Annotated in this window: 20 protein-coding genes; 17 read left to right on the top strand and 3 right to left on the bottom strand. The window is 72.0% G+C overall.

Annotated elements, in window-relative coordinates; all coding sequences use genetic code 11:
- Positions 1-24: 24 nt before the first annotated feature.
- The 9 genes from Q5425_RS30595 to folK all read left to right on the top strand — a co-directional run bounded on the left by Q5425_RS30595 (position 25) and on the right by folK (position 8,449).
- The gene (locus Q5425_RS30595) at positions 25-390 is read left to right on the top strand and encodes a hypothetical protein (RefSeq protein ID WP_308675810.1); all 366 of its coding nucleotides are present in this window, start codon (positions 25-27) and stop codon (positions 388-390) included.
- 22 nt (positions 391-412) lie between these two features.
- Entirely contained in the window at positions 413-1,804 is a 1,392-nt protein-coding gene (locus tag Q5425_RS30590) for a hypothetical protein (RefSeq protein WP_308675809.1), read from the top strand.
- Positions 1,805-1,860: 56 nt separating this feature from the next.
- Positions 1,861-2,646, top strand: a complete 786-nt coding sequence (locus Q5425_RS30585; RefSeq protein WP_308675808.1) for an ESX secretion-associated protein EspG — start codon at positions 1,861-1,863, stop codon at positions 2,644-2,646.
- Between the two features lie 112 nt (positions 2,647-2,758).
- On the top strand, positions 2,759-3,586 hold the full coding sequence (locus Q5425_RS30580; RefSeq protein WP_308675807.1) for an ESX secretion-associated protein EspG: 828 nt from the start codon (positions 2,759-2,761) through the stop codon (positions 3,584-3,586).
- Positions 3,587-3,787: 201 nt separating this feature from the next.
- Positions 3,788-6,193, top strand: a complete 2,406-nt coding sequence (ftsH, locus tag Q5425_RS30575; RefSeq protein WP_308675806.1) for an ATP-dependent zinc metalloprotease FtsH — start codon at positions 3,788-3,790, stop codon at positions 6,191-6,193.
- Positions 6,162-6,776, top strand: coding sequence for a GTP cyclohydrolase I FolE (folE, locus tag Q5425_RS30570; RefSeq protein WP_308675805.1), 615 nt, complete (start codon positions 6,162-6,164; stop codon positions 6,774-6,776). The genes ftsH and folE overlap by 32 nt, the downstream gene beginning before the upstream one ends.
- A 35-nt stretch (positions 6,777-6,811) precedes the next feature.
- Positions 6,812-7,609, top strand: coding sequence for a dihydropteroate synthase (gene folP, locus Q5425_RS30565; protein WP_308675951.1), 798 nt, complete (start codon positions 6,812-6,814; stop codon positions 7,607-7,609).
- Complete coding sequence (gene folB / locus Q5425_RS30560) at positions 7,602-7,961, top strand: dihydroneopterin aldolase (protein WP_308675804.1); 360 nt, start codon at positions 7,602-7,604, stop codon at positions 7,959-7,961. The genes folP and folB overlap by 8 nt, the downstream gene beginning before the upstream one ends.
- On the top strand, positions 7,958-8,449 hold the full coding sequence (gene folK / locus Q5425_RS30555; RefSeq protein ID WP_308675803.1) for a 2-amino-4-hydroxy-6-hydroxymethyldihydropteridine diphosphokinase: 492 nt from the start codon (positions 7,958-7,960) through the stop codon (positions 8,447-8,449). The genes folB and folK overlap by 4 nt, the downstream gene beginning before the upstream one ends.
- A gap of 83 nt (positions 8,450-8,532) precedes the next feature.
- Here the strand turns inward: folK and Q5425_RS30550 are convergent, their stop codons facing one another.
- Positions 8,533-9,468, bottom strand: a complete 936-nt coding sequence (locus tag Q5425_RS30550) for a MerR family transcriptional regulator (protein WP_308675802.1) — start codon at positions 9,466-9,468, stop codon at positions 8,533-8,535.
- 61 nt (positions 9,469-9,529) lie between these two features.
- Here Q5425_RS30550 and Q5425_RS30545 point away from each other — a divergent pair, with 61 nt between their 5' ends.
- The 7 genes from Q5425_RS30545 to Q5425_RS30515 all read left to right on the top strand — a co-directional run bounded on the left by Q5425_RS30545 (position 9,530) and on the right by Q5425_RS30515 (position 17,197).
- Positions 9,530-9,991 carry a DUF3180 domain-containing protein gene (locus tag Q5425_RS30545; RefSeq protein ID WP_308675801.1) on the top strand — a complete coding sequence of 154 codons (462 nt, stop codon included), beginning with the start codon at positions 9,530-9,532 and terminating at the stop codon, positions 9,989-9,991.
- Positions 9,992-10,060: 69 nt separating this feature from the next.
- Positions 10,061-12,364, top strand: a complete 2,304-nt coding sequence (locus Q5425_RS30540) for a DUF6779 domain-containing protein (RefSeq protein ID WP_308675800.1) — start codon at positions 10,061-10,063, stop codon at positions 12,362-12,364.
- Positions 12,365-12,850: 486 nt separating this feature from the next.
- The gene (locus Q5425_RS30535) at positions 12,851-13,954 is read left to right on the top strand and encodes a PrsW family intramembrane metalloprotease (protein ID WP_308675950.1); all 1,104 of its coding nucleotides are present in this window, start codon (positions 12,851-12,853) and stop codon (positions 13,952-13,954) included.
- Between the two features lie 89 nt (positions 13,955-14,043).
- Positions 14,044-15,003, top strand: coding sequence for a Rossmann-like and DUF2520 domain-containing protein (locus tag Q5425_RS30530; protein ID WP_396135275.1), 960 nt, complete (start codon positions 14,044-14,046; stop codon positions 15,001-15,003).
- Positions 15,000-15,905, top strand: a complete 906-nt coding sequence (gene panC, locus Q5425_RS30525) for a pantoate--beta-alanine ligase (protein ID WP_308675798.1) — start codon at positions 15,000-15,002, stop codon at positions 15,903-15,905. The genes Q5425_RS30530 and panC overlap by 4 nt, the downstream gene beginning before the upstream one ends.
- A 9-nt stretch (positions 15,906-15,914) precedes the next feature.
- Positions 15,915-16,412 carry an aspartate 1-decarboxylase gene (gene panD, locus Q5425_RS30520; protein ID WP_308675797.1) on the top strand — a complete coding sequence of 166 codons (498 nt, stop codon included), beginning with the start codon at positions 15,915-15,917 and terminating at the stop codon, positions 16,410-16,412.
- Between the two features lie 5 nt (positions 16,413-16,417).
- Complete coding sequence (locus Q5425_RS30515; RefSeq protein ID WP_308675796.1) at positions 16,418-17,197, top strand: type III pantothenate kinase; 780 nt, start codon at positions 16,418-16,420, stop codon at positions 17,195-17,197.
- On the opposite strand, the gene Q5425_RS30510 is transcribed toward Q5425_RS30515, so the two are convergent.
- A complete protein-coding gene (locus Q5425_RS30510; RefSeq protein WP_308675795.1) occupies positions 17,194-17,760 on the bottom strand; it encodes a TetR/AcrR family transcriptional regulator in 567 nt (188 codons plus the stop codon). The genes Q5425_RS30515 and Q5425_RS30510 overlap by 4 nt on opposite strands.
- Positions 17,761-17,798: 38 nt before the next feature.
- On the opposite strand from Q5425_RS30510, the gene Q5425_RS30505 reads away from it, so the two are divergent.
- Positions 17,799-18,650: an SDR family NAD(P)-dependent oxidoreductase gene (locus Q5425_RS30505; protein ID WP_308675794.1), complete on the top strand. Its 852-nt coding sequence runs from the start codon at positions 17,799-17,801 to the stop codon at positions 18,648-18,650.
- 83 nt (positions 18,651-18,733) lie between these two features.
- Here the strand turns inward: Q5425_RS30505 and Q5425_RS30500 are convergent, their stop codons facing one another.
- Positions 18,734-19,486: a methyltransferase domain-containing protein gene (locus Q5425_RS30500; protein ID WP_308675793.1), complete on the bottom strand. Its 753-nt coding sequence runs from the start codon at positions 19,484-19,486 to the stop codon at positions 18,734-18,736.
- Between the last annotated feature and the right edge of the window lie 37 nt (positions 19,487-19,523).

The following is a 19,523-nucleotide window of genomic DNA, read 5'->3' as shown; positions in this document are numbered from 1 at the left end:
TCGGGGGAACGGGAGAGAGTGCAGATGGCGAACAGCAGCGCTGCCGACGCGAACGCCTTCAAGGCCGCGGCCGCGGCGGGTCAGGTCGGGATCGACCCCGACGCCGCGCAGGCCGTGCTGAACAAGATCCGCACCGGCAAGGACGCGGTCGAGACCCTGCTCGCCGGCGCGGGCACGCTCGCGCAGCCGCCGAAGCTGGGCGACAACCCGGTCGGCAACGCGATGGCCGCCAAGTTCGTGCAGCGCGCGGACGGTGGGGGCGACTCCTACGCCGCCGCGCTGCAGAACCTGCTCGATCAGTACTCCGCCGCCGAAGAGGGCATCGTCACGGCGATGTCCCGGTACCACGAGATCGACCAGGCCGCCGCCGACCCGTTCCGCAACGCCTGAGTCCAGAGGGGAACTCGTAGTCATGGCTCCGAACCACACCGACCAGCCGTCTTCGAACGACCCGGGCTCGCTGGTCCCGCTCGGCGACAACTCGTCGGCGCAGAACATCGTCGAGAGCGCCCGCGGCAGCGCCGGCGGCTTCGACATGGGCAGCGACCGGGCGATCGCCAACCCGCCGAACTGGAACGCGCAGGAAAGCCAGCAGCTCTACGCCGGCGCGGTCAACAACAACGACCCCGGCACGGCTGAGGCGACCGGGCACGTCTGGGCGCACCACGGCTCCGAGCTGAAGCAGGCCTCCGACCACCTCTACAACGCGATTTCCGAGCTGGGCAACGCGTGGGTCGGCCGGGGCGCCGCGGGTGCGCAGGGCGCGCTGGTGGCCATCGCGAACTCCGGTTCGCAGGCTTCCGACGCCGCGCACACGATGTCCGACCGGCTCGCCAAGCAGGCCTCGGCGGCCGCCGAGGTCAAGAAGATGCCCGCCCCGAAGGACTACGACCCCAAGCAGTCCATGGCGGCCGCGCTGGCCGGCGGTCCGGCGGCGTTGATCGCCGATCAGAAGGCGCAGGCAGACGCGGCCAACGACGTCAAGGCGCAGCAGGTCGCGTTCTTCAACGCCTACACGCAGGCGATGAAGGAGGTCGACAACTCGACCCCGAGCTTCGGCCCGGAGTCGCTCGGCATGAAGCCGACGGGATCGCACAATTCGATCTCGTTCAACGCGGTGCACAGCGTCGGCAGCACGGGCCCGGTCGAGGGTCTCTCCGGCGCGGGCGGCGCGGTCTTCGCGTCGGGCAGCCAGGGCTTCGGCGGCCACGGCGGCGCCTTCGACGCGCAGCACGCCGGCGTCGGTCCGAACGGCGTCCACGGCGGTGTCGCGGGCGCGGGCTTCGGCCAGGACGCGGCGACGCTCGGCAGCGACGGCGCCGGCGGCTCGGTCACCGGAGCGGGCACCGGCACCGGCGCGGGCAGCGTCGCCCCGGGCGGCGCGCAGTCCGGTGGCGGCAACCCGCTCGGCAAGGTCGGCATGGGCCTCGGCATCGGCGGGGTGGCCGGTGGCCTCGGCGCGCTGGCGTCGCGGGCGCTGGGCGCGGGCAGCAAGTCCGGTGCGAAGTCCGAGAACGACACGAACCTGGCGTCGGCCGAGGGCCAGGGCCAGAGCGCCGCGTCGGCGCAGGGCCCGCAGCAGGGCGTCGTCTCGTCGGCGGGCACCATCGGCGGGCAGACTCCGCCGCCGATGAGCCCGGGCATGGGCGGCATGGCCCCGCAGGGAGCCCAGCCCGAGCAGGACGAGGAGCACACGCACGCGTCCTTCCTCATCGAGGCGGACCCGGACGAGGCCTTCGGCGCGAACCAGGCGACCCCGCCGCCGGTCATCGGCGCGTGGTCCGGGGACGACGAAGACCGCTGATTTCGCAGCCGGGCGCGCACCGCGCGCCCGGCTCGTTCCTTCCTGGGGGTGGCTCGATGCCGAACGCTGAGCTGCTCACCCCGGTCGAGGTGGACTTCCTGTGGGAGTCCGCCGGGCTGGGCGAGCTGCCGTACCCGCTGCGCATCCGGTCGCACGGCGCGACCGTCGACGAGCGGTCGTTGCTGCGCCGGCGCACGTTGGAGGGCCTCACCGCGCGCGGTCTCGCCGACGGCCGCGGCCGGCCCGAGCCGCACCTCGAGGACTACTTCGGCGTGCTGGCCGCACCCGAACTGAGCTTGGACGCGGTCCAGCTGATCGCGCCGGACGCCGAACCGCTCCTCTCGGTGGCCGGCGTGCTGGGCGGGCAGGGCCTGCTGGCCGTGCAGGACACCCGCGGCCTGCACCTGCAGCCGTGCCCGGCCGACGGGCTCGCGAGCGCGATCGTCTCGCTGCTGCCGGGCGCGCCGCGCGGCAGCGAGAAGTCGATCACGGTGCCGCTGGAGCAGCTGGTCGGTGCGCACGGCGTCGACTTCATGCAGCGCCGCGGCCACGGCGACGAGCGCACTTCGGCCGACGAGGACCGCAAGGCCCTGGCCCGGCTGCACGCCCAGCCGCGGCTGTGCGGCGGCCAGATCGGCGCCAACGCGCGGAACCGGATGGGCGGGCGCACCCGCACACCGGTGCTGAGCTGGTTCGACACCGAGACCGGCCGCTACTTCACCCAGGCCACCCGCGGCCGCGACGGCCGGGACTGGATCACGATCGCCCCCGCCGATGCCGCCACGCTGCGCCACCGCCTCGGCGAGATGCTCGCCGGAGCCGCGACGACGAGCTCGGTCTGAGCTCTGGGAGGATCGGTCCGGGTTCTCCGGACGTGCCCGGCCCGCCACCGGAGCCGGCCGGTTCTGTCGGTGGTGCGGGCTACGCTGAGCAAGAGTCCGATCCGGGAGAGTAATGATGCAAGAGTTCTTCTCGCCACTGGCGTTCGACTTCCTCTGGGAGTCGGCGCAGGTCGGGGAGCTGCCGTACCCGCTGATCGTCCGGTCGCACGGCGCCACCGAGGACGAACGCGTCTCGCTGCGCCACCGCGCCGACGTCGAGCTGAAGGCGCGCGGCATCCGCGACCCGCGCGGCAGGCTCGCGCCGCCGATCGAGGACGCCCTGCACCTGCTGGCCTTCGCCCCGCTGACCATCGACGCGCTGCACATCCCGCAGTTCGAGGCCCCGACCGTCGGCGTGCTCGCGGCGGCCGACGAGACCAAGGGGGTGCTCGCGGTCCAGGACGCCGACGGGATCTGGCTGCGGGACGCCCCGCCGGACGGCCTGGTCTCGGCCGTCGTCGGAATCCTGCCCGGTGGGCCGCGCGGCAGCGAGGCGTCGGTCACACTCCCGCTGGACGACGCCCTGCGCACCGCCCCGATCCGGGTGCCGGTGTCGCTGCCGTCGGCGCCGGCCGGGGAAGAAGACAAACGGCGGGGCCGGTCCCGCCGGGCACCGCTGAGCGAACGCCTCACGGCCGATCCGCGCGAGGCCTACGGCCGCATCGCCGGGCAGCCCCGGCAGCGCGGCGGTCAGCTGGCCGCGAACAGCCGTTCGCAGGTCGGGACCAAGCAGCGGTCCCGCGTGCTGGCCTGGTTCGACACCACGACCGGGCGCTACCTGAGCCTCTCCCGCGCGGGTACGGACGGCCGTGAATGGGTCACCGTCGCCCCCGCGGACGCGGCGACGCTGCGGACCCGGCTGGGCGAGATGGTGAGCAGTGTGTCCGACGGCACGCGATAGCGTGACCGGCGAGGACACCGGCCGGGAACCCAGGGGCGGTATCGCCCGTTGACCTGCGAGAGGCTCACAGGGGATGAACGCGGCAGCGGACGGTACCCTGATGGGCAGGTGTCCAGGCACCACGGGTTGTCAAGATCGTGATGGCGGGTATCACAGGAGCCGCCCAACCAGGGAGGGTCGAGGCCACCAGGGCCGAGTCGTATGAACCGGAAGAGCGTGCTCAGGAACCCACTGCTGTGGATCGTCGCGGGGTTGCTGGCGTTGTTCGCGTACAACACGATCTTCGACAGTGATCGTGGGTACACCCAGGCACCCATCTCGGTGGCGAACTCCCAGATCACCTCGAACAACGTCAAGGAAGCCAGCCTCGAGGACAAGGAACAGCAGGTCAAGCTGCTCCTCTCGAAGCCGATCGACGTCGACGGGCAGCAGGTCACCCAGATCATTTCGCAGTACCCGGCCAACGCGTCGCTTGAGATCTACGACAAGCTGCTGGCCGCGAAGAACGGCGACGCCGGGGTCAAGTTCACTACCAAGGTGACCCAGCAGGGCGTGCTGACGCAGATCCTCATCTTCGCCATCCCGCTCGCCCTCGTCCTGGGCCTGCTGATGTGGATGATGAACAACGCGCAGGGCGGCGGCAACCGCGTCCTCAACTTCGGCAAGTCCAAGGCCAAGCAGCTGAACAAGGACATGCCCAAGACGACCTTCGGGGACGTCGCGGGCGCCGACGAGGCCGTCGAAGAGCTGTACGAGATCAAGGACTTCCTGCAGAACCCGGCGCGCTACCAGGCGCTCGGCGCGAAGATCCCGAAGGGCGTGCTGCTCTACGGGCCGCCGGGTACCGGCAAGACGCTGCTCGCGCGGGCCGTCGCCGGTGAGGCGGGCGTGCCGTTCTACACGATCTCCGGCTCGGACTTCGTCGAGATGTTCGTCGGTGTCGGTGCCTCCCGCGTCCGTGACCTGTTCGAACAGGCCAAGCAGAACGCACCGTGCATCATCTTCGTCGACGAGATCGACGCGGTCGGCCGCCAGCGCGGCGCCGGCCTCGGCGGCGGGCACGACGAGCGCGAGCAGACCCTGAACCAGCTGCTCGTCGAGATGGACGGCTTCGACGCCCGCGGCGGGATCATCCTGATCGCGGCGACGAACCGGCCCGACATCCTCGACCCGGCGCTGCTGCGTCCCGGCCGGTTCGACCGGCAGATCCCGGTGTCCGCGCCCGACCTGCGCGGCCGCAAGGCGATCCTCGAGGTGCACGCCAAGGGCAAGCCGATCGCCCAGGGCACCGACCTGACCAGCCTGGCCAAGCGGACCGTCGGCATGTCCGGCGCCGACCTGGCGAACGTGCTGAACGAGGCCGCGCTGCTCACCGCCCGCCAGAACGGGCACGTGATCACCGACGCGGCACTGGAGGAGTCGGTCGACCGCGTCGTCGGCGGCCCGGCCCGCAAGAGCCGGATCATCTCCGAGAAGGAGAAGAAGATCACGGCCTACCACGAGGGCGGGCACGCGCTCGCCGCGTGGGCGATGCCGGACATCGAACCGGTCTACAAGCTGACGATCCTGCCTCGCGGCCGGACCGGCGGCCACGCCCTGCTCGTCCCCGAGGACGACAAGGACCTGATGACCCGCTCCGAGATGATCGGGCGGCTGGTCTTCGCGATGGGTGGCCGCACGGCGGAGGAGCTCGTCTTCCACGAGCCCACCACCGGGGCGTCGTCCGACATCGAGCAGGCGACGAAGATCGCCCGCGCGATGGTCACCGAGTACGGCATGAGCGCCCGGCTCGGCGCGGTCAAGTACGGCCAGGAGCAGGGCGACCCGTTCCTCGGCCGGTCGGCCGGGCGGCAGGCGGACTACTCGCTGGAAGTGGCGCACGAGATCGACGAGGAGGTGCGCAAGCTCATCGAGACGGCGCACACCGAGGCGTGGCACGTGCTCAACACCTACCGCGACGTGCTCGACGAGCTGGTCATCGAGCTCCTCGAGAAGGAGACGCTGACCCGCAAGGACCTCGAGCGGATCTTCGCGACGGTGGAGAAGCGCCCGCACATCACCGTGTTCAACGAGTTCGGTGAGCGGACGCCGTCGGACAAGCCGCCGATCAAGACCCCGGGCGAGCTGGCGATGGAGCGCGGCGAGCCGTGGCCGCCGCCGGAGAAGGAGAAGCCGGTCCTGAAGCCGGAGCCGACCCCGGTCGGCACGGCACCGGGCGCGGGCGACCTGCCGGGCGGTCCGCCGTACCCGTCGCCGTCCCCGGTCGACCCGAACGCCAACCCGTACGCCCCGCCGCAGCCGGGCGCCTACCCGAACGGCGGCCGTCCCTACGGCGGCCCGAACGGTGGCCCGAACGGCACGGCCCACTGGCCGCAGAACTACGGCGGCCAGCAGCCGGGCGGTCCGGCGGCCCAGAGCGGCCCGCCGAACTACGGTGCCCCTCCGGGCTGGACGCCCGCGACCTCGCCGGGCGGTCAGCCGGGCCAGTCGTGGCGGCCCGGTGGTGACGAACGCCCTCGTGAGCACGGCTGGTTCGCCGACCAAGCCGGCAACCAGCAGAGCGAGGGGGAGCGTCGTGACGTGGACGGACCAGAGAAGCCCCAGTGACGCCGACCGCCCGGTCTTCGACCACGACCGGGCGGAGAAGGCGATCCGCGAGCTTCTTCTGGCGTGCGGCGAAGACCCGGAGCGGGACGGTCTGAAGGACACTCCCGCCCGGGTCGCCCGCGCGTACCGCGAAATGTTCGCGGGGCTCTACACCGAGCCGGACGCGGTGCTGGACCGGACGTTCGACGAGGCCCACGAAGAGCTGGTGCTGGTTACGGACATCCCGATGTTCAGCCAGTGTGAACACCACCTCGTCCCGTTCCACGGCGTCGCGCACGTCGGGTACATCCCGAACGCCCACGGGAAGGTCACCGGGCTTTCCAAACTCGCCCGCCTGGTCGACCTCTACGCCAAGCGTCCCCAGGTCCAGGAGCGCCTGACCTCCCAGGTGGCCGACGCCATCGTCCGGAAGCTCGAACCGCGCGGGGTCATCGTCGTCGTCGAGGCCGAGCACCTCTGCATGGCCATGCGCGGCATCCGCAAGCCCGGTGCCCGCACCACCACCTCCGCCGTGCGGGGGCAGCTGAAGGACTCGCCGTCTTCGCGGGCGGAGGCGCTCGACCTGATCCGGGCGCGCCGGTGAGCGTGGGGCTCCCCGCGCCCGGCCGGTGCGTCGTCATGGGCGTGCTGAACGTGACGCCTGATTCCTTTTCGGACGGTGGCCGCTACCTCGGGCTCGACCAGGCGCTGGAGCACGCCCGCGGGATGTGGGCGCGGGGTGCCGACCTGATCGACGTCGGTGGCGAGTCGACGCGGCCGGGGGCGTCCCGGGTGGACACGGGCACCGAACTGCGGCGTGTCCTGCCCGTCATCCGCACCCTCGCCGGCGAGGGCATCGAGCTGTCGGTCGACACCACTCGCGCCGCCGTCGCCGCGGCCGCCCTCGACGCCGGGGCGAAGGTGATCAACGACGTCTCGGGCGGGCTGGCCGATCCGGACATGGCGCGTGTCGCCGCCGAGGCCGGTGTGCCGTGGGTGCTGATGCACTGGCGCGGGCACAGCAAAGACATGCAGGCGCTCGCCGAGTACGCGGACGTCGTGGCGGACGTGCGCGCCGAACTGCGGTCCAGGGTGGACGCCGCGCTCGCGGCCGGGGTGTCCGAACGGGCCATCGTGCTGGATCCCGGGCTTGGCTTCGCCAAGAACGCCGAGCACGACTGGGCGTTGCTGCGCGGGCTGGATTCGCTGCTTTCCCTCGGTTTCCCCGTGCTCGTCGGGGCCTCGCGCAAGAGGTTCCTCGGCCGCCTGTTGTCCGAAAAGGACGGCACGCCGCGGCCGCCGGACGGCCGGGAGGACGCCACCGCCGCGATTTCCGCGCTCGCCGCGGCGGCCGGGGCCTGGGGCGTGCGCGTGCACGAGGTCGGGGCGTCGCTGGACGCGGTCGCGGTGGCCGCCGCTTGGAGGACCGATGGCTGACCGGATCACGCTGACCGGCCTGCGCGTGTTCGGGCGCCACGGCGTGTTCGAGCACGAGAAGCGGGACGGCCAGGAGTTCGTCGTCGACATCACGGTGTGGCTGGACCTCGGGCCGGCCGCCGCGTCCGACGACCTGACCAAGACCCTGCACTACGGCGAGCTGGCCGAGCTGGCGGCGGGGATCGTCGCGGGCGAGCCGTACGACCTCATCGAGAGCGTCGCGGGCAAGGTCGCCGACGAGGTCATGCGCGACGAGCGCCTGAACGCGGTCGAGGTGACGGTGCACAAGCCGTCCGCGCCGATCCCGCTGACGTTCGACGACGTGGCCGTCACGGTGCGGCGCGACCGATGAGCCGTGCGGTGCTTTCGCTCGGGTCCAACCTGGGTGACCGCCTGGGGTTCCTGGAACTGGCGCTGGACGCGGTGCGGCCGGCGCTGGTCGCCGTGTCGAGCGTGTACGAGACCGAGGCGTGGGGTGTCGAGGACCAGCCGGACTTCCTCAACGCGGTGTGCATCGTCGACGACCCGGCGCGCGACCACTGGGCGTGGCTGCGCACCGGGCAGGCCGCCGAGCAGGCGGCGGGGCGGGTCCGCGAGCTGCGCTGGGGCCCCCGCACGCTGGACGTCGACGTGGTCACGGTCGACGGCGTGACGTCCGACGACCCCCAGCTGCTGCTGCCGCACCCGGGGACGCCGGAGCGCGCGAGCGTGCTGGTGCCGTGGGTGGAGATCGCCCCGGACGCGGTGCTGCCGGGCCACGGCCCGATCGCCGAGCTGCTGAAGGCCCGTCCCGCGGACGAGGTGGCCACGGTCCGCCGGACGGATTTCGGCCTGCGCTGACGCGGGAGGCGGCATATCGGTGAACCGGCGGTGGCCGTTACCGATCACCCCCGGTTCGTCGCCGAGCTGCCGTCGCTGTGCGGTCAGCCGCGCAGCGCGTCGATCATGAAGCGCACCGCCGGCTGGGCCGTCGGGACCGGGGGCCAGCCGTTGATGGTCGCCAGCAACTGCCAGTAGCGCTCGGCCCGCGGGTCGCCGCTCGTCGCGAAGCGGTCGGCCAGTTCCGCGCGGAACTCCGGTGCTGCCGGGTCCTGATCCGGGCGGGCGGAGGCCGCCGCGAGGTCGGCCGCAAGCGTTTGCCCCGTCTCCGACGTGGGGGATTCGCCCGCCGCCACGGCCGCTTCCGCACGGGACACCCAGACCGGCCAGTTCTGCTGCCAGGCCTCCGCCGGCTGCTGGAACTCGCCGTCCTCGATCTGCTGGGCCTGGGTTTCGCTCATGCGGCGGATCAAGGCCCGGAAGTCCGGGTCCTGGATCAGCTCGGCGAACTCGATCCAGGCCTCGAGCTGCTCGGGCGACGGATCGTCCGGCAGCTCCGGCTTCCCCGACCGCATCCGCCGGTAGAACTCCTGGTCGATGTCGAGTCCGGCGACCATCTCGTCCCAGAACTCGTCGACCAGCCGCTTGCGCTCCTCGTCGGACATCGACGCGAGACGGTTCATCAGGTTCACTTCCTCCAGTTCGGAATCGCGCTTGGCCACCGCGCGCAACACCGCCCGGCGCAGCCGCAGCCGCCGGATCTGCTCGTCGAGCGCCTCGACGTGCCGAACCGCCAGCTCGCCGACGGTCGTCGACTGGCTCAAGGCGGCGGCGACGTCGGCGAGGCCCAAGCCCAGCTCCCGCAGCGTGCGGACCAGTTCCAGGCGGGCCATCGCCGCCGCGTCGTAGAGCCGGTAGCCGGCGTCGGTCCGCTCGGTCGGCGGCAGGAGGCCTTCGTCCGAGTAGAAGCGGATCGTCTTGACCGGCAGGCCGGTCCGCCGGGACAGCTCGCCGATGGTGAAGGTTGCGGTGGTGCCCACTAGACGCATGATGAAGTCTCCAGTCGGTGGAGAGTCAACCTTTTCACGGTACGGTTGCAGCATGCACTTCACCCGGCCCCGTGACCTGGTGGTGGCCGGGCTGCTCGGCTTGGGCCTCGGCTACCTGCTCTTCCAGATGGCCTACGGCTCGTTGCCGCAGCTGCCGCTGCTCGCCGGCGTCACCTTCGCCGTGCTGGCCGTGATCGAGGTCGTACTGGCGTTCTCGATCCGATCGCGGATCAAGAGCGGCCGTCTCGTTGCCGCTATCGGGGTAGCCCGATCGGTGGCGCTGGCGAAAGCTTCGTCACTCGCCGGAGCGTTCATGGCGGGCGCTTGGCTGGCCGCGCTCGCCTATCTTTTTCCCCGACGTGACGAACTCGTCGCCGCGGTGCTCGACACGCGCGCCGCGGCGGTCGGCGCCGTTTCCGCTGCGGCCCTGGTAGCAGCGGGTTTGTGGCTCGAGCACTGCTGCCGGACGCCCCGTGACCAAGATCGTGAGCGCACCCGCGGGACGACCGGTTAGCGCTGGAATCCCACCGCTCGCTGGACCGAGTAGGTCTCGTTCGGATTACGAGCAGGTACGGTGTCAGTCATGACCGGCGTGGGTGACGACTCGCGCGGCCGCCTACTGGGCAGGCCGTGGCTCGTTGTCGGCTTTGTCCTCGCCATCGGAGCCACCCTCGCACTGGTGCTCAGCGACGATCTCCGCTATCTCCGGCTCGGGATCGTCGCGGCCCTCTGGGCCGCCCTGATCGGCGCTTTCCTCGCCGTGAAGTACCGCAAGCACGCGGCACAGAGCGAGGACGCGGTCGCCGAGGCGCAGGCTGTGTACGAATTGGAGCTGGAACGCGAGATCGCGGCCCGGCGCGAGTACGAGCTGGAGATGGAGGCGGAGACCCGCACCGCGGCCGACTCCAAGGGCCGCGAGGAACTGGAGGCGCTGCGCGCCGAGGTGTCCGCGCTGCGCGACAGCCTCCAGTCGCTGTTCGGCGGCGAGGTGCTGCTCGAGCGCGTCGCGCTGACCGCGCAGGCGACCCGGATGCGCAAGCTGTCCGACGAGAACCGCATGATTCCCGACGGCGCGCCGAAGAAGAAGCCCGCCCAGCTGATGGCCGGGAAGAAGCCGGTGGTCGAGGGCGGCGAGCGGCCGACCGAGCTGATCGACCGCGTCCTCGACGAGCGCCGCCGCAAGGCCTCGGGCGGGAAGCCCGCGAACGGCAAGGGCCTCGGCAAGGGCAAGGGCTTCGGCGGCAAGCCGGCCCCCAAGGTCCCGGCGAACGTCTCCGTGCAGAGCACCCAGCAGATGGCCCGGCCGAAGCCGCTGAGCGAGCGCCGTCCGCCGGTGCCGCCGGTCGACCCGGCGCTGAACGCCGCCCAGCGTGAGCTGAAGGCCGCCGAGCTGCGCGCCGAGGCGGCGCGCCGCCAGGCCGAATCCCAGCCGATGCGGCTGCCGAAGCAGGAAGAAGTGGCGAAGCAGCCCGAGCGCCGTCCGGAGGCCGCGGCCGAGCCGACGCGCCGGGACGTGCCGCGGCCCGACCCGAAGACCGAGATCCGGCGTCCGGCGGAGCCGAAGACCGAGATCCGCCGCCCGCAGGAGCCGCAGACGGAGATCCGCCGTCCCGAGCCGCCGCCCGCGCGCCGGGCGGAGATGTCGCGTTCGGACATTCCGCGGGTGGAGATGTCGCGGCCGGACATCCCGCGGGTCGAGATGTCGCGGCCGGATATTCCTCGCGTGGAGATGTCGCGGCCGGACCTCCCCCGGGTGGCAGCGCCGCGTGCGGACGTCCCGCCGGCCGAGGTGTCGCGTCCGGACATCCCGCGCGTCGAGATGTCGCGGTCCGACATTCCGCGGGTGGAGATGTCGCGGCCGGACATCCCCCGGGTGGAGATGTCGCGTTCGGACATTCCGCGGGTGGAGATGTCGCGGCCCGATATTCCTCGCGTGGAGATGTCCCGTTCGGACCTTCCCCGCGTCGGCGGCCAGCCGAACGGCGTGCGCCCCGATCCCCGCAAGGCGCCTGAGCCGCCGCGGCCGGTGCCGGGCCGTCCGGCGGCCAACGTGCCGCCGCCGAACCCGTCCGAGATGTCGCGTTCGGACATCCGGCCGGTCAAGGACCTGAGCGCGGCTTTCCAGAACCGCGACGACTTCGCCGATCGCCAGCGGCCGAACCGGCCGAAGCCGCCCGAGCCGAAGCCGGTCCCGCCGCCGATGCCGCGGGACGCCGCGGGGTCCCGCACCAACATCCCGCCGGTCGCCCCGCCGACGACGCCGGTGCCGAGCAAGAACCCGGCGCCGCGGCAGCCGTCGCGCACCGACCTGCCGCCGGTGGTGCCGCCGACCACGCCGGTCCCGGCCGCCGACGGCCGCCGCCCGTCGCGGCTGGAGCAGTTCTCGCGGGCCGACATGTCGCCGATCCTGGAGGAGCCGCCGTCCCGGCACGGTGGTTCGCACCGCGCGCCCGCGGAGGCTGCCGCCCAGGCCGAAGCGCCGATGGTGAACCCGACGTTGCCGGAGTCGGTCCGCAACTTCCAGGGCCGGTCCGGCGGTCGTCGCCGCAAGCCGGACGAGTCGCAGCAGATGCCCCCCGTGCCGGCACCGGAGCCGCCGGGTAGCGGCCGCCGCCGTCGCCCGGACGGCGAGCCGCCGGCCTGGGAGGGCATGGTCGCCGAGCGCGCCTCGCTGTCCCGCCGCAACATGACCCCGGTCGACCCGGCGGACGTGGAGCAGCAGCAGAACGGCAACGGCCACAACGGCGCCCGCAACGGCCACCGAGCAGCCCCCGAGCCGGCGCCCGGCAGCGGTTCCCACGCGGCGGGCCGCTCGGTGAGCGAGCTACTGGCGGCCAACGGCGGCACGGGCTCAACGCCCCGCCGCCGCCGACGCGCAGAGGACTGAGCACCCCGGTACCCCCCGGTTCCCCGGGACCCCTCGGTACGCCAGGCCCCAAGCGCCCCAATGTGGCGTTGGGTGCGTTGGATGCACCCAATGTGGCGTTGGGTGCGTTGGATGCACCCAATGTGGCGTTGGGTGCGTTGGATGCACCCAATGTGGCGTTGGGGATGGATGCCCCCAATGTGGCGTTGGGTGCGTTGGATGCACCCAATGTGGCGTTGGGTGCGTTGGATGCACCCAATGTGGCGTTGGGTGCGTTGGATGCACCCAATGTGGCGTTCGGTGCGTTGGGTGCACCCAATGTGGCGTTCGGTGCCCTCAAGCGCCCCGATGTGGCCTTGGGGCGCTTGAAGCTAGCCGTGGGCGAGGCCGCGAGAGCTGAGGCGGCATTCCGGTCTTTCCGCCCGCTGCGTAGGGTGACCCGCTGTGAGCGGAACCCTCTCGCCCGCGACGGGGCTGGATCGCGGACGGCGGCCTCGCCGGGTCACCGTGCTGCTGCCGGTGCTCGGGCTGATCGTGGTGGCCCTGTGCGGCCTGTTCCTGTTCGGGCTCGCCACCGCGCGGGTCGGCCCCCTCGCCGTCACCATCGGCGTTCTCGCCGCGCTCGTGCCGGTGGCCGGCGTTGTCGCCGGGTTCCTCTGGGTCGACCGGTGGGAACCCGAACCCGCGAAGTTCCTCCTGCTCGCCTTCGCCTGGGGTGCCTGCATCGCGACCATCACCGCGCTGCTCATCAACACCACCGCCGAGGCCGTCGGGGACGAGCTGCTCGGCAGCGGCAGCGGCAACACCCTCGCCGCGCTCGTCTCGGCTCCCGTTGTCGAGGAGGCCGCGAAGGCGCTCTTCGTCGTCCTCATCGTCTGGCGGCGCTCCAGCGAGTTCGACGGCGTCGTCGACGGGGTCGTCTACGCCGGCTTCAGCGCCGCCGGGTTCGCCTTCACGGAGAACATCTACTACTTCGGGCGCGCCTTCGCCGACTACGGCTTCGGTGACGGGCACAGCCAGGGCGTCATCACCGCGTTCTTCCTGCGTGGGGTGCTCGCGCCGTTCACGCACCCGCTGTTCGCCGTGCTCACCGGCATCGGGATCGGCATCGCCGCGCGGACGACCACCAAGGCGCTGAGGATCGTCGCGCCGGTGGCCGGGTACCTGGCCGCCGTCTGCCTGCACGCCCTGTGGAACAGTGCCGCGCTGCTCGGCGGTTCGAAGTTCCTCACCGTCTACTTCCTGATCATGCTGCCGCTGTTCGTCGGGGTCGTCTACCTGGTCGTCCTGCAGCGGAAACGGGAGCAGCGGATCATCGCCGCCGCGCTGCCGCACATGGCCGCCGCGCGGTGGATCGCGCCGTCGGAGGTCGAGCTGTTGGCCAGCCTGCCCGGCCGCCGGGCCTGGCGCCGGCAGGCGAAACGCCAGTCCGGCAAGCAGGCCGCGAAGGCCGTCGCCGTCTACCAGGCGAGCGTGACGGAGCTCGCGTTCCTCGACCGGCACCAGCTCACCAACAACACCGATCGGCAGCGCCAGCAGGAGCTGCTGCGCACCTTGAAGGCCGCTCGCGCGGAGGCCACGCGCCTCGCCGACGAGGCCGCCCGCGGGTGAACCGGTCCGGGTGAAGCTGGTCACCCGGGCTCAACGACGCCCGCTTGCCCGAGTTAGTCTCGCGCCGTCGTCCGGTACCCGGAGCGGGACTGGAACGAGAGCAGAGGGAGTCTGCCAAGCATGAGCGTCCACAGGCGCACGCCATGATGAGGCCCGCCCGCCTCGCGGTCGGCGTCGTTTCCGCCGGCCGGGTGGGCAGCGTGCTCGGCGCCGCGCTGGCCCGGGCGGGGCACACCGTGGTCGCCGCGTCGGGGCTGTCCGCTTCGTCGCTGGCCCGTGCCGAACGCCTCCTGCCCGACGTGCCCCTCCTGCCGCCCGACGAGACCGTCCGCCGGGCGGACCTGGTGCTGCTCGCCCTCCCCGACGACGCGCTCGCCGGGATGGTCCGCGGGCTCGTCGCCACCGAGTCGCTGCGGCCGGGGCAGATCGTCGTGCACACCTCCGGCGCGCACGGCATCGACGTGCTGGCCCCCGCGGCCGAGGCCGGCGCCCTGCCGCTCGCCCTGCACCCGGTGATGACGTTCACCGGCCGCGAGGAGGACCTCGAGCGGCTGGCGGCCTGCAGCATCGGCGTCACGGCGGCCGAGGACGACGAAGCGGCGTGGCACGTCGGCGAAGCGCTGGCCGTCGAGATGGGTGCCGAGCCGGTGCGGATCCCCGACTCCGCGCGAGCGCTCTACCACGCTGCGTTGGCCCACGGCGCAAATCACCTGATGACGCTGGTCGCCGACTGCGCGGACCTGTTGCGGCAGGCCGGGATCGAGCAGTCCGAACGCCTGGTCGCACCACTGCTGTCGGCGGCATTGGATAATGTGCTGCGACACGGCGACCGCGCCCTCACCGGGCCGGTCGCGCGTGGCGATCTCGGCACCGTCCGCAAGCACCTCGCGGTGCTCGCGGACCGGGCGCCGGACGTGGCGCCGGCCTACCGCGCGCTGGCCAGGCGCACGGTGGCGCGTTCGACGGCTGCCGGGCTGCTGGACACCGCGGCCGCCAAAGACCTCACCGAACTCCTCGACGATCCCGCCGAAGGGCACCAAGACCAGTGACCACACCGAAATTCAGCCGCGGCACCCTGAACGCGTTCGCCTCGCCCGAGCACGCGAGCCAGGTCAGCCGGGCGTTGCACGGCGTCGGCCGCAAGCTGGCGCTCGTGCCGACCATGGGCGCCCTGCACGCCGGGCACCGCGAGCTGATCCGCCGCGCGAAGCGGCTGCCGAACACCGTCGTGGCCACCTCGATCTTCGTGAACCCGCTGCAGTTCGGTGCGGGCGAGGACTTCGAGGCGTACCCGCGCCCGCTGGAGACCGATCTCGGCATCCTGCGCGAGGACGGCGTCGAAATCGCGTTCACGCCCGCCGCGGACGCCCTCTACGCCGAGGGTGCCGTGGTGACCGTGCACCCGGGCCCGCTCGGCGACGAGCTGGAGGGCGCCGCCCGGCCCGGCCACTTCGCCGGCGTGCTCACCGTCGTGGCGAAGCTGTTCAACCTGCTCCGTCCGGACTACGCCTTCTTCGGCGAAAAGGACTACCAGCAGCTGGTGCTGATCAAGCGGATGGTGCGCGACCTGAACATCGACACGCGCGTCATCGGCGTGCCGACCGTACGGGAGCGTGACGGGCTCGCGTTGTCGTCGCGCAACGTCTACCTGACGCCCGAACAGCGCGAAGACGCCATCGTCCTGTCGGCCGCCCTCACCGCGGGGGCGTTCGTCGGCCGGGACGGTGCGGACGCGGTCCTGGAGACCGCGTGGAAGACCCTCGCCGCGCGGCCCGCGGTCGAGGTGGATTACCTGGAGTTGAGGGGAACCGACCTCGGGCCCGCGCCCGTCGATGGTGAAGCACGGCTGTTGATCGCAGCTCGGGTGGGGAGTACCCGGCTGATCGACAACGTTCCGGTGTTGCTCGGCGCCGCCGTCGAACACCCGGAGCGGTTGGACGCAGGGGAATAGGAGTCCACGATGTACCGCACGATGCTCAAGTCGAAGATCCACCGGGTCACCGTCACCCAGGCCGACCTGCACTACGTCGGTTCGGTGACGGTCGACGAGGACCTGATGGAGGCCGCGGACCTGCTGCCGGGGGAACAGGTGTCCATTGTGGACGTCACCAACGGGGCGCGGCTGGAGACCTACGTCATCAAGGGCGAGCGCGGCAGCGGGGTGCTCGGCATCAACGGCGCCGCGGCGCACCTGGTGCACCCGGGTGACCTGGTCATCCTCATCTCGTACGGCCAGATGGACAACGCCGAAGCGGCGACGTACGAACCACGCGTGGTGTTCGTCGACGCCGACAACCGGATCGTCCACCGGCACACCGACCCGGGGCACGCACCGGAGGGGTCGGGGCTGCTGTCCGGCACGGTGACCCTGCCGCCGGACGACGAGACGGCGATCTTCCCGGTCGCCGAGACGGCGGACGCCCGCCGCCTCGACGCGCTCCTGCACGCGGAAAGCTGACCCGCTTGCTGCTCACCGTCGACGTCGGCAACACGAACATCGTCCTGGGGCTGTGGTCCGGGGACGCGCTGGTCGGCGACTGGCGGATGCGGACGGACGCGCGCATCACGGCCGACGAGCTGGCGTTGACGGTCCGCGGGCTGCTCGGCCCGCACGCGGACGCGGTGACCGGGATCAGCGCGTTGTCGACGGTGCCGGCGGTGCTGCGCGAGCTGCGGGTGATGCTCGGCCGGTACTACGCCGGGGTGCCGAAGATCGTGGTCGAGCCGGGCGTGCGCACCGGCGTGGCCCTGCTGGTGGACAACCCGAAGGAGGTGGGCGCGGACCGGCTGGCGAACACCCTGGCCGCGCACCACCTCCACCGCGGTACGGCGTGCGTGGTGGTCGACTTCGGCACGTCGACGAACGTGGACGCGATCTCGGCCCGTGGTGAGTTCCTGGGCGGCGCGTTCGCCCCGGGCATCGAAATTTCGGTGGACGCGCTGGCGTTGCGCGCGGCGGCGCTGCGGAAGGTGGAACTGGCGCCGCCGCGGTCGGTGATCGGCAAGAACACGGTGGAGTGCCTGCAGTCCGGGATCCTGTACGGCTTCGCGGGCCAGGTGGACGGGCTGGTGCGCCGGATCGTCCGCGAGCTTTCCCCGAGCGGCACCGAACCGGTGGCGGTGCTGGCGACGGGTGGATTGGCCCCGCTGGTGCTGGGCGAGTCGGAGACGATCACCGACCACGTGCCGGAGCTGACCCTCCTCGGCCTGCGGCTGGTGTACGAGCGCAACATCCGGCCCTAGTTCGTGATCGCGCCGACGAGCATGTGCACGAGCTGTTCGCCGTCGACGTCCCACTTCTCCTTGGCCAGGTGGCCGGTGAGTGCGAGCCCGGCGATGCCGTGCGCGCTCGACATGAGCAGGGCGCCGTAGCGGCGGGCGTTGTCCTGCCCGACCAGATCGGCGACGGCGTCGAGGTACTGGTTCTCGACGCGGCTCGCGGCTGCGGCGGCGTCCGGGGCGTCGGCCGGGGTGCTGAACATCAGCGCGTAGCGGTGCGGTTGCCGCCGGCCGAGCCCGATGAGAGCCAGGAGCGCTCGTTCGAGCGTCTCGGCCGGGGTGGCGGCCGGTTCGGCGCGCAGTTGTGCGACCTCGTCGGCCAGTGAGTTCCAGGCGTCGACGGCGAGCTGGGTCAGCAGGTGCGCCTTGTCTTCGAAGTGCCCGTACGGCGCGCCGCGTGAGACGCCGGCCCGGGCGCCCACCGCGCGGAGCGTCACGGCGTCGGGTCCGCCCTCGTCGAGCAACTCGGCCGCGGCGCGCACGAGGGCCTGCCGGGTCGCGGACGCGCTTTCCGCTCGGGTCACCATGGTTGACATTGTCACACGAGTTCTGGACAGTGGTTCGTATGACAACGTCACATGAACTCATGGTCGTCACCGGTGCTTCGACCGGGCTGGGTTTGGCGACCGCCCGCGCGCTCGCCGCTCGGGGCTACCAGGTCTTGGCGGGCGTCCGCCGCGAAGCCGACGCTTCCGCTATCCGGGCGGAGGGCATTTCGCCGGTGATCCTGGACATCACGCGGCCTTCGGACGTTGCTTCCCTTGCTTCGCGGGTGTCTGCTTCGGGGCTTCCCTTGCGCGCACTGATCAACAACGCGGGCATCTCGGTGAACGCCCCGGTCGAGACCTTGCCGCTCGACGAATGGCGGCGGCTGTTCGACGTGAACCTGTTCGGGCAGGTCGCCGTGACGCAGGCGCTGCTGCCGTTCCTGCACTCCAGCGGTGGGCGGATCGTGAACATCAGCTCGGTCGGCGGGAAGGTCGCGCTGGCGACCTACGGGCCGTATGCGGGGACGAAGTTCGCGCTCGAGGCGGTCAGTGACGCGCTTCGCCGGGAACTCGCCCCGCACGGGGTGGCGGTGGTCGTGGTCGAGCCGGGCGCGGTGCGGACCGAGATGGGCGCGCGGGGTGCGGCCACGGCGACCGGTCTCGCTTCGGAGATGAGTGCGGAGCACCAGCGGCGGTACGGCGGGCTCGTCGAGGCCGTGGTCGCGCATTCGCTGCGGTTCACGCGGGCGGGGATGCCGGCGGAGAAGGCGGGGCGCATCGTGGCCGGCGCGGCGACGGCGCGCCGGCCGCGAACGCGCTACGCGATCGGGCGGGATGCGGGGTTGTTGACGCGGTTGGTGCGCGTGCTGCCGGATCGGCTGCTCGATCGGATCACCGCGGCGACGCTGCGGCCGTACTTCCCGCGGTGAGTTCGGTCGGTACGGGCCGCTCTCACGAGTGACGTCGGCGAGATCAGGCTCGCCCCGGCGATTCCCGATCCGGCCCGGAAACCTCAGCGCCGCCGCGCGCGCAATACCGTGGTGACCAGCGGCAGGTCGAACTCGCCGTCCGCGGTGGCCGGGTTCTCCGCGAGGAACTGCCGGAGCCTGCCCAGCAGGGCCGCCGACTCCTCCGGTGCCGCGACGATCACCTTCGAATACGTTGCGATCGTTTCCAGCAGGCTCTCCGCCGTCCGCCGTTGCGTGTGGTGAAACCGGTCGCTTTCGAACGATTCGAAGGCCGGGTGCGTCACCTCGCGCAGATCTTCGACGCTCGCCGGGCGGCGGGTGCCGTCGCGGCCCAGTGCGGTGAACTCGGCCACCCACGGCACCGATTCGTCCTCGTAGTTCCACATCGGCACGCACACGCCGCCGGGACGCAGCACGCGGCCGATCTCCGTCATCGCCGCGGGTACGTCGAACCAGTGGAAGGCCTGGCCGGCGAAAACCGCGTCAACACCGCCGCCGGGCACCGGGATCCGTTCCGCCTGCCCCGCCAGTGACGTCGCCGACGGCACGGCCCGCTCGAGTTCCGCGCGCATTTCCGGGTCGGGTTCGACCGCGGTGACGTCGAGCCCGAGCGCGGTGAGGCCGAGGGCGAGTTTGCCGGTTCCGGCGCCGAGATCGAGCACCCGGCGCGGTGTTCCGCTCGCCCCGGAAAGCCCCCACTCGAGCGCTTCCCGCGGGTAATCGGGCCGGTGCTCGGCGTATGCGGCCGCGCGGCTGCCGAAGGAAGAAGCGCGCTGAGCTCGTGTGGGATCACTCACGTCGGCCAGGCTAATGGAGGGAAAGGTAAAGGTAATC

It is taken from the genome of Amycolatopsis sp. A133 (assembly GCF_031082405.1).
GTDB lineage: Bacteria > Actinomycetota > Actinomycetes > Mycobacteriales > Pseudonocardiaceae > Amycolatopsis.
The sequence above is the reverse complement of the archived record's forward strand: the minus strand, read 5'-3'. Positions and strand labels throughout refer to the sequence as shown.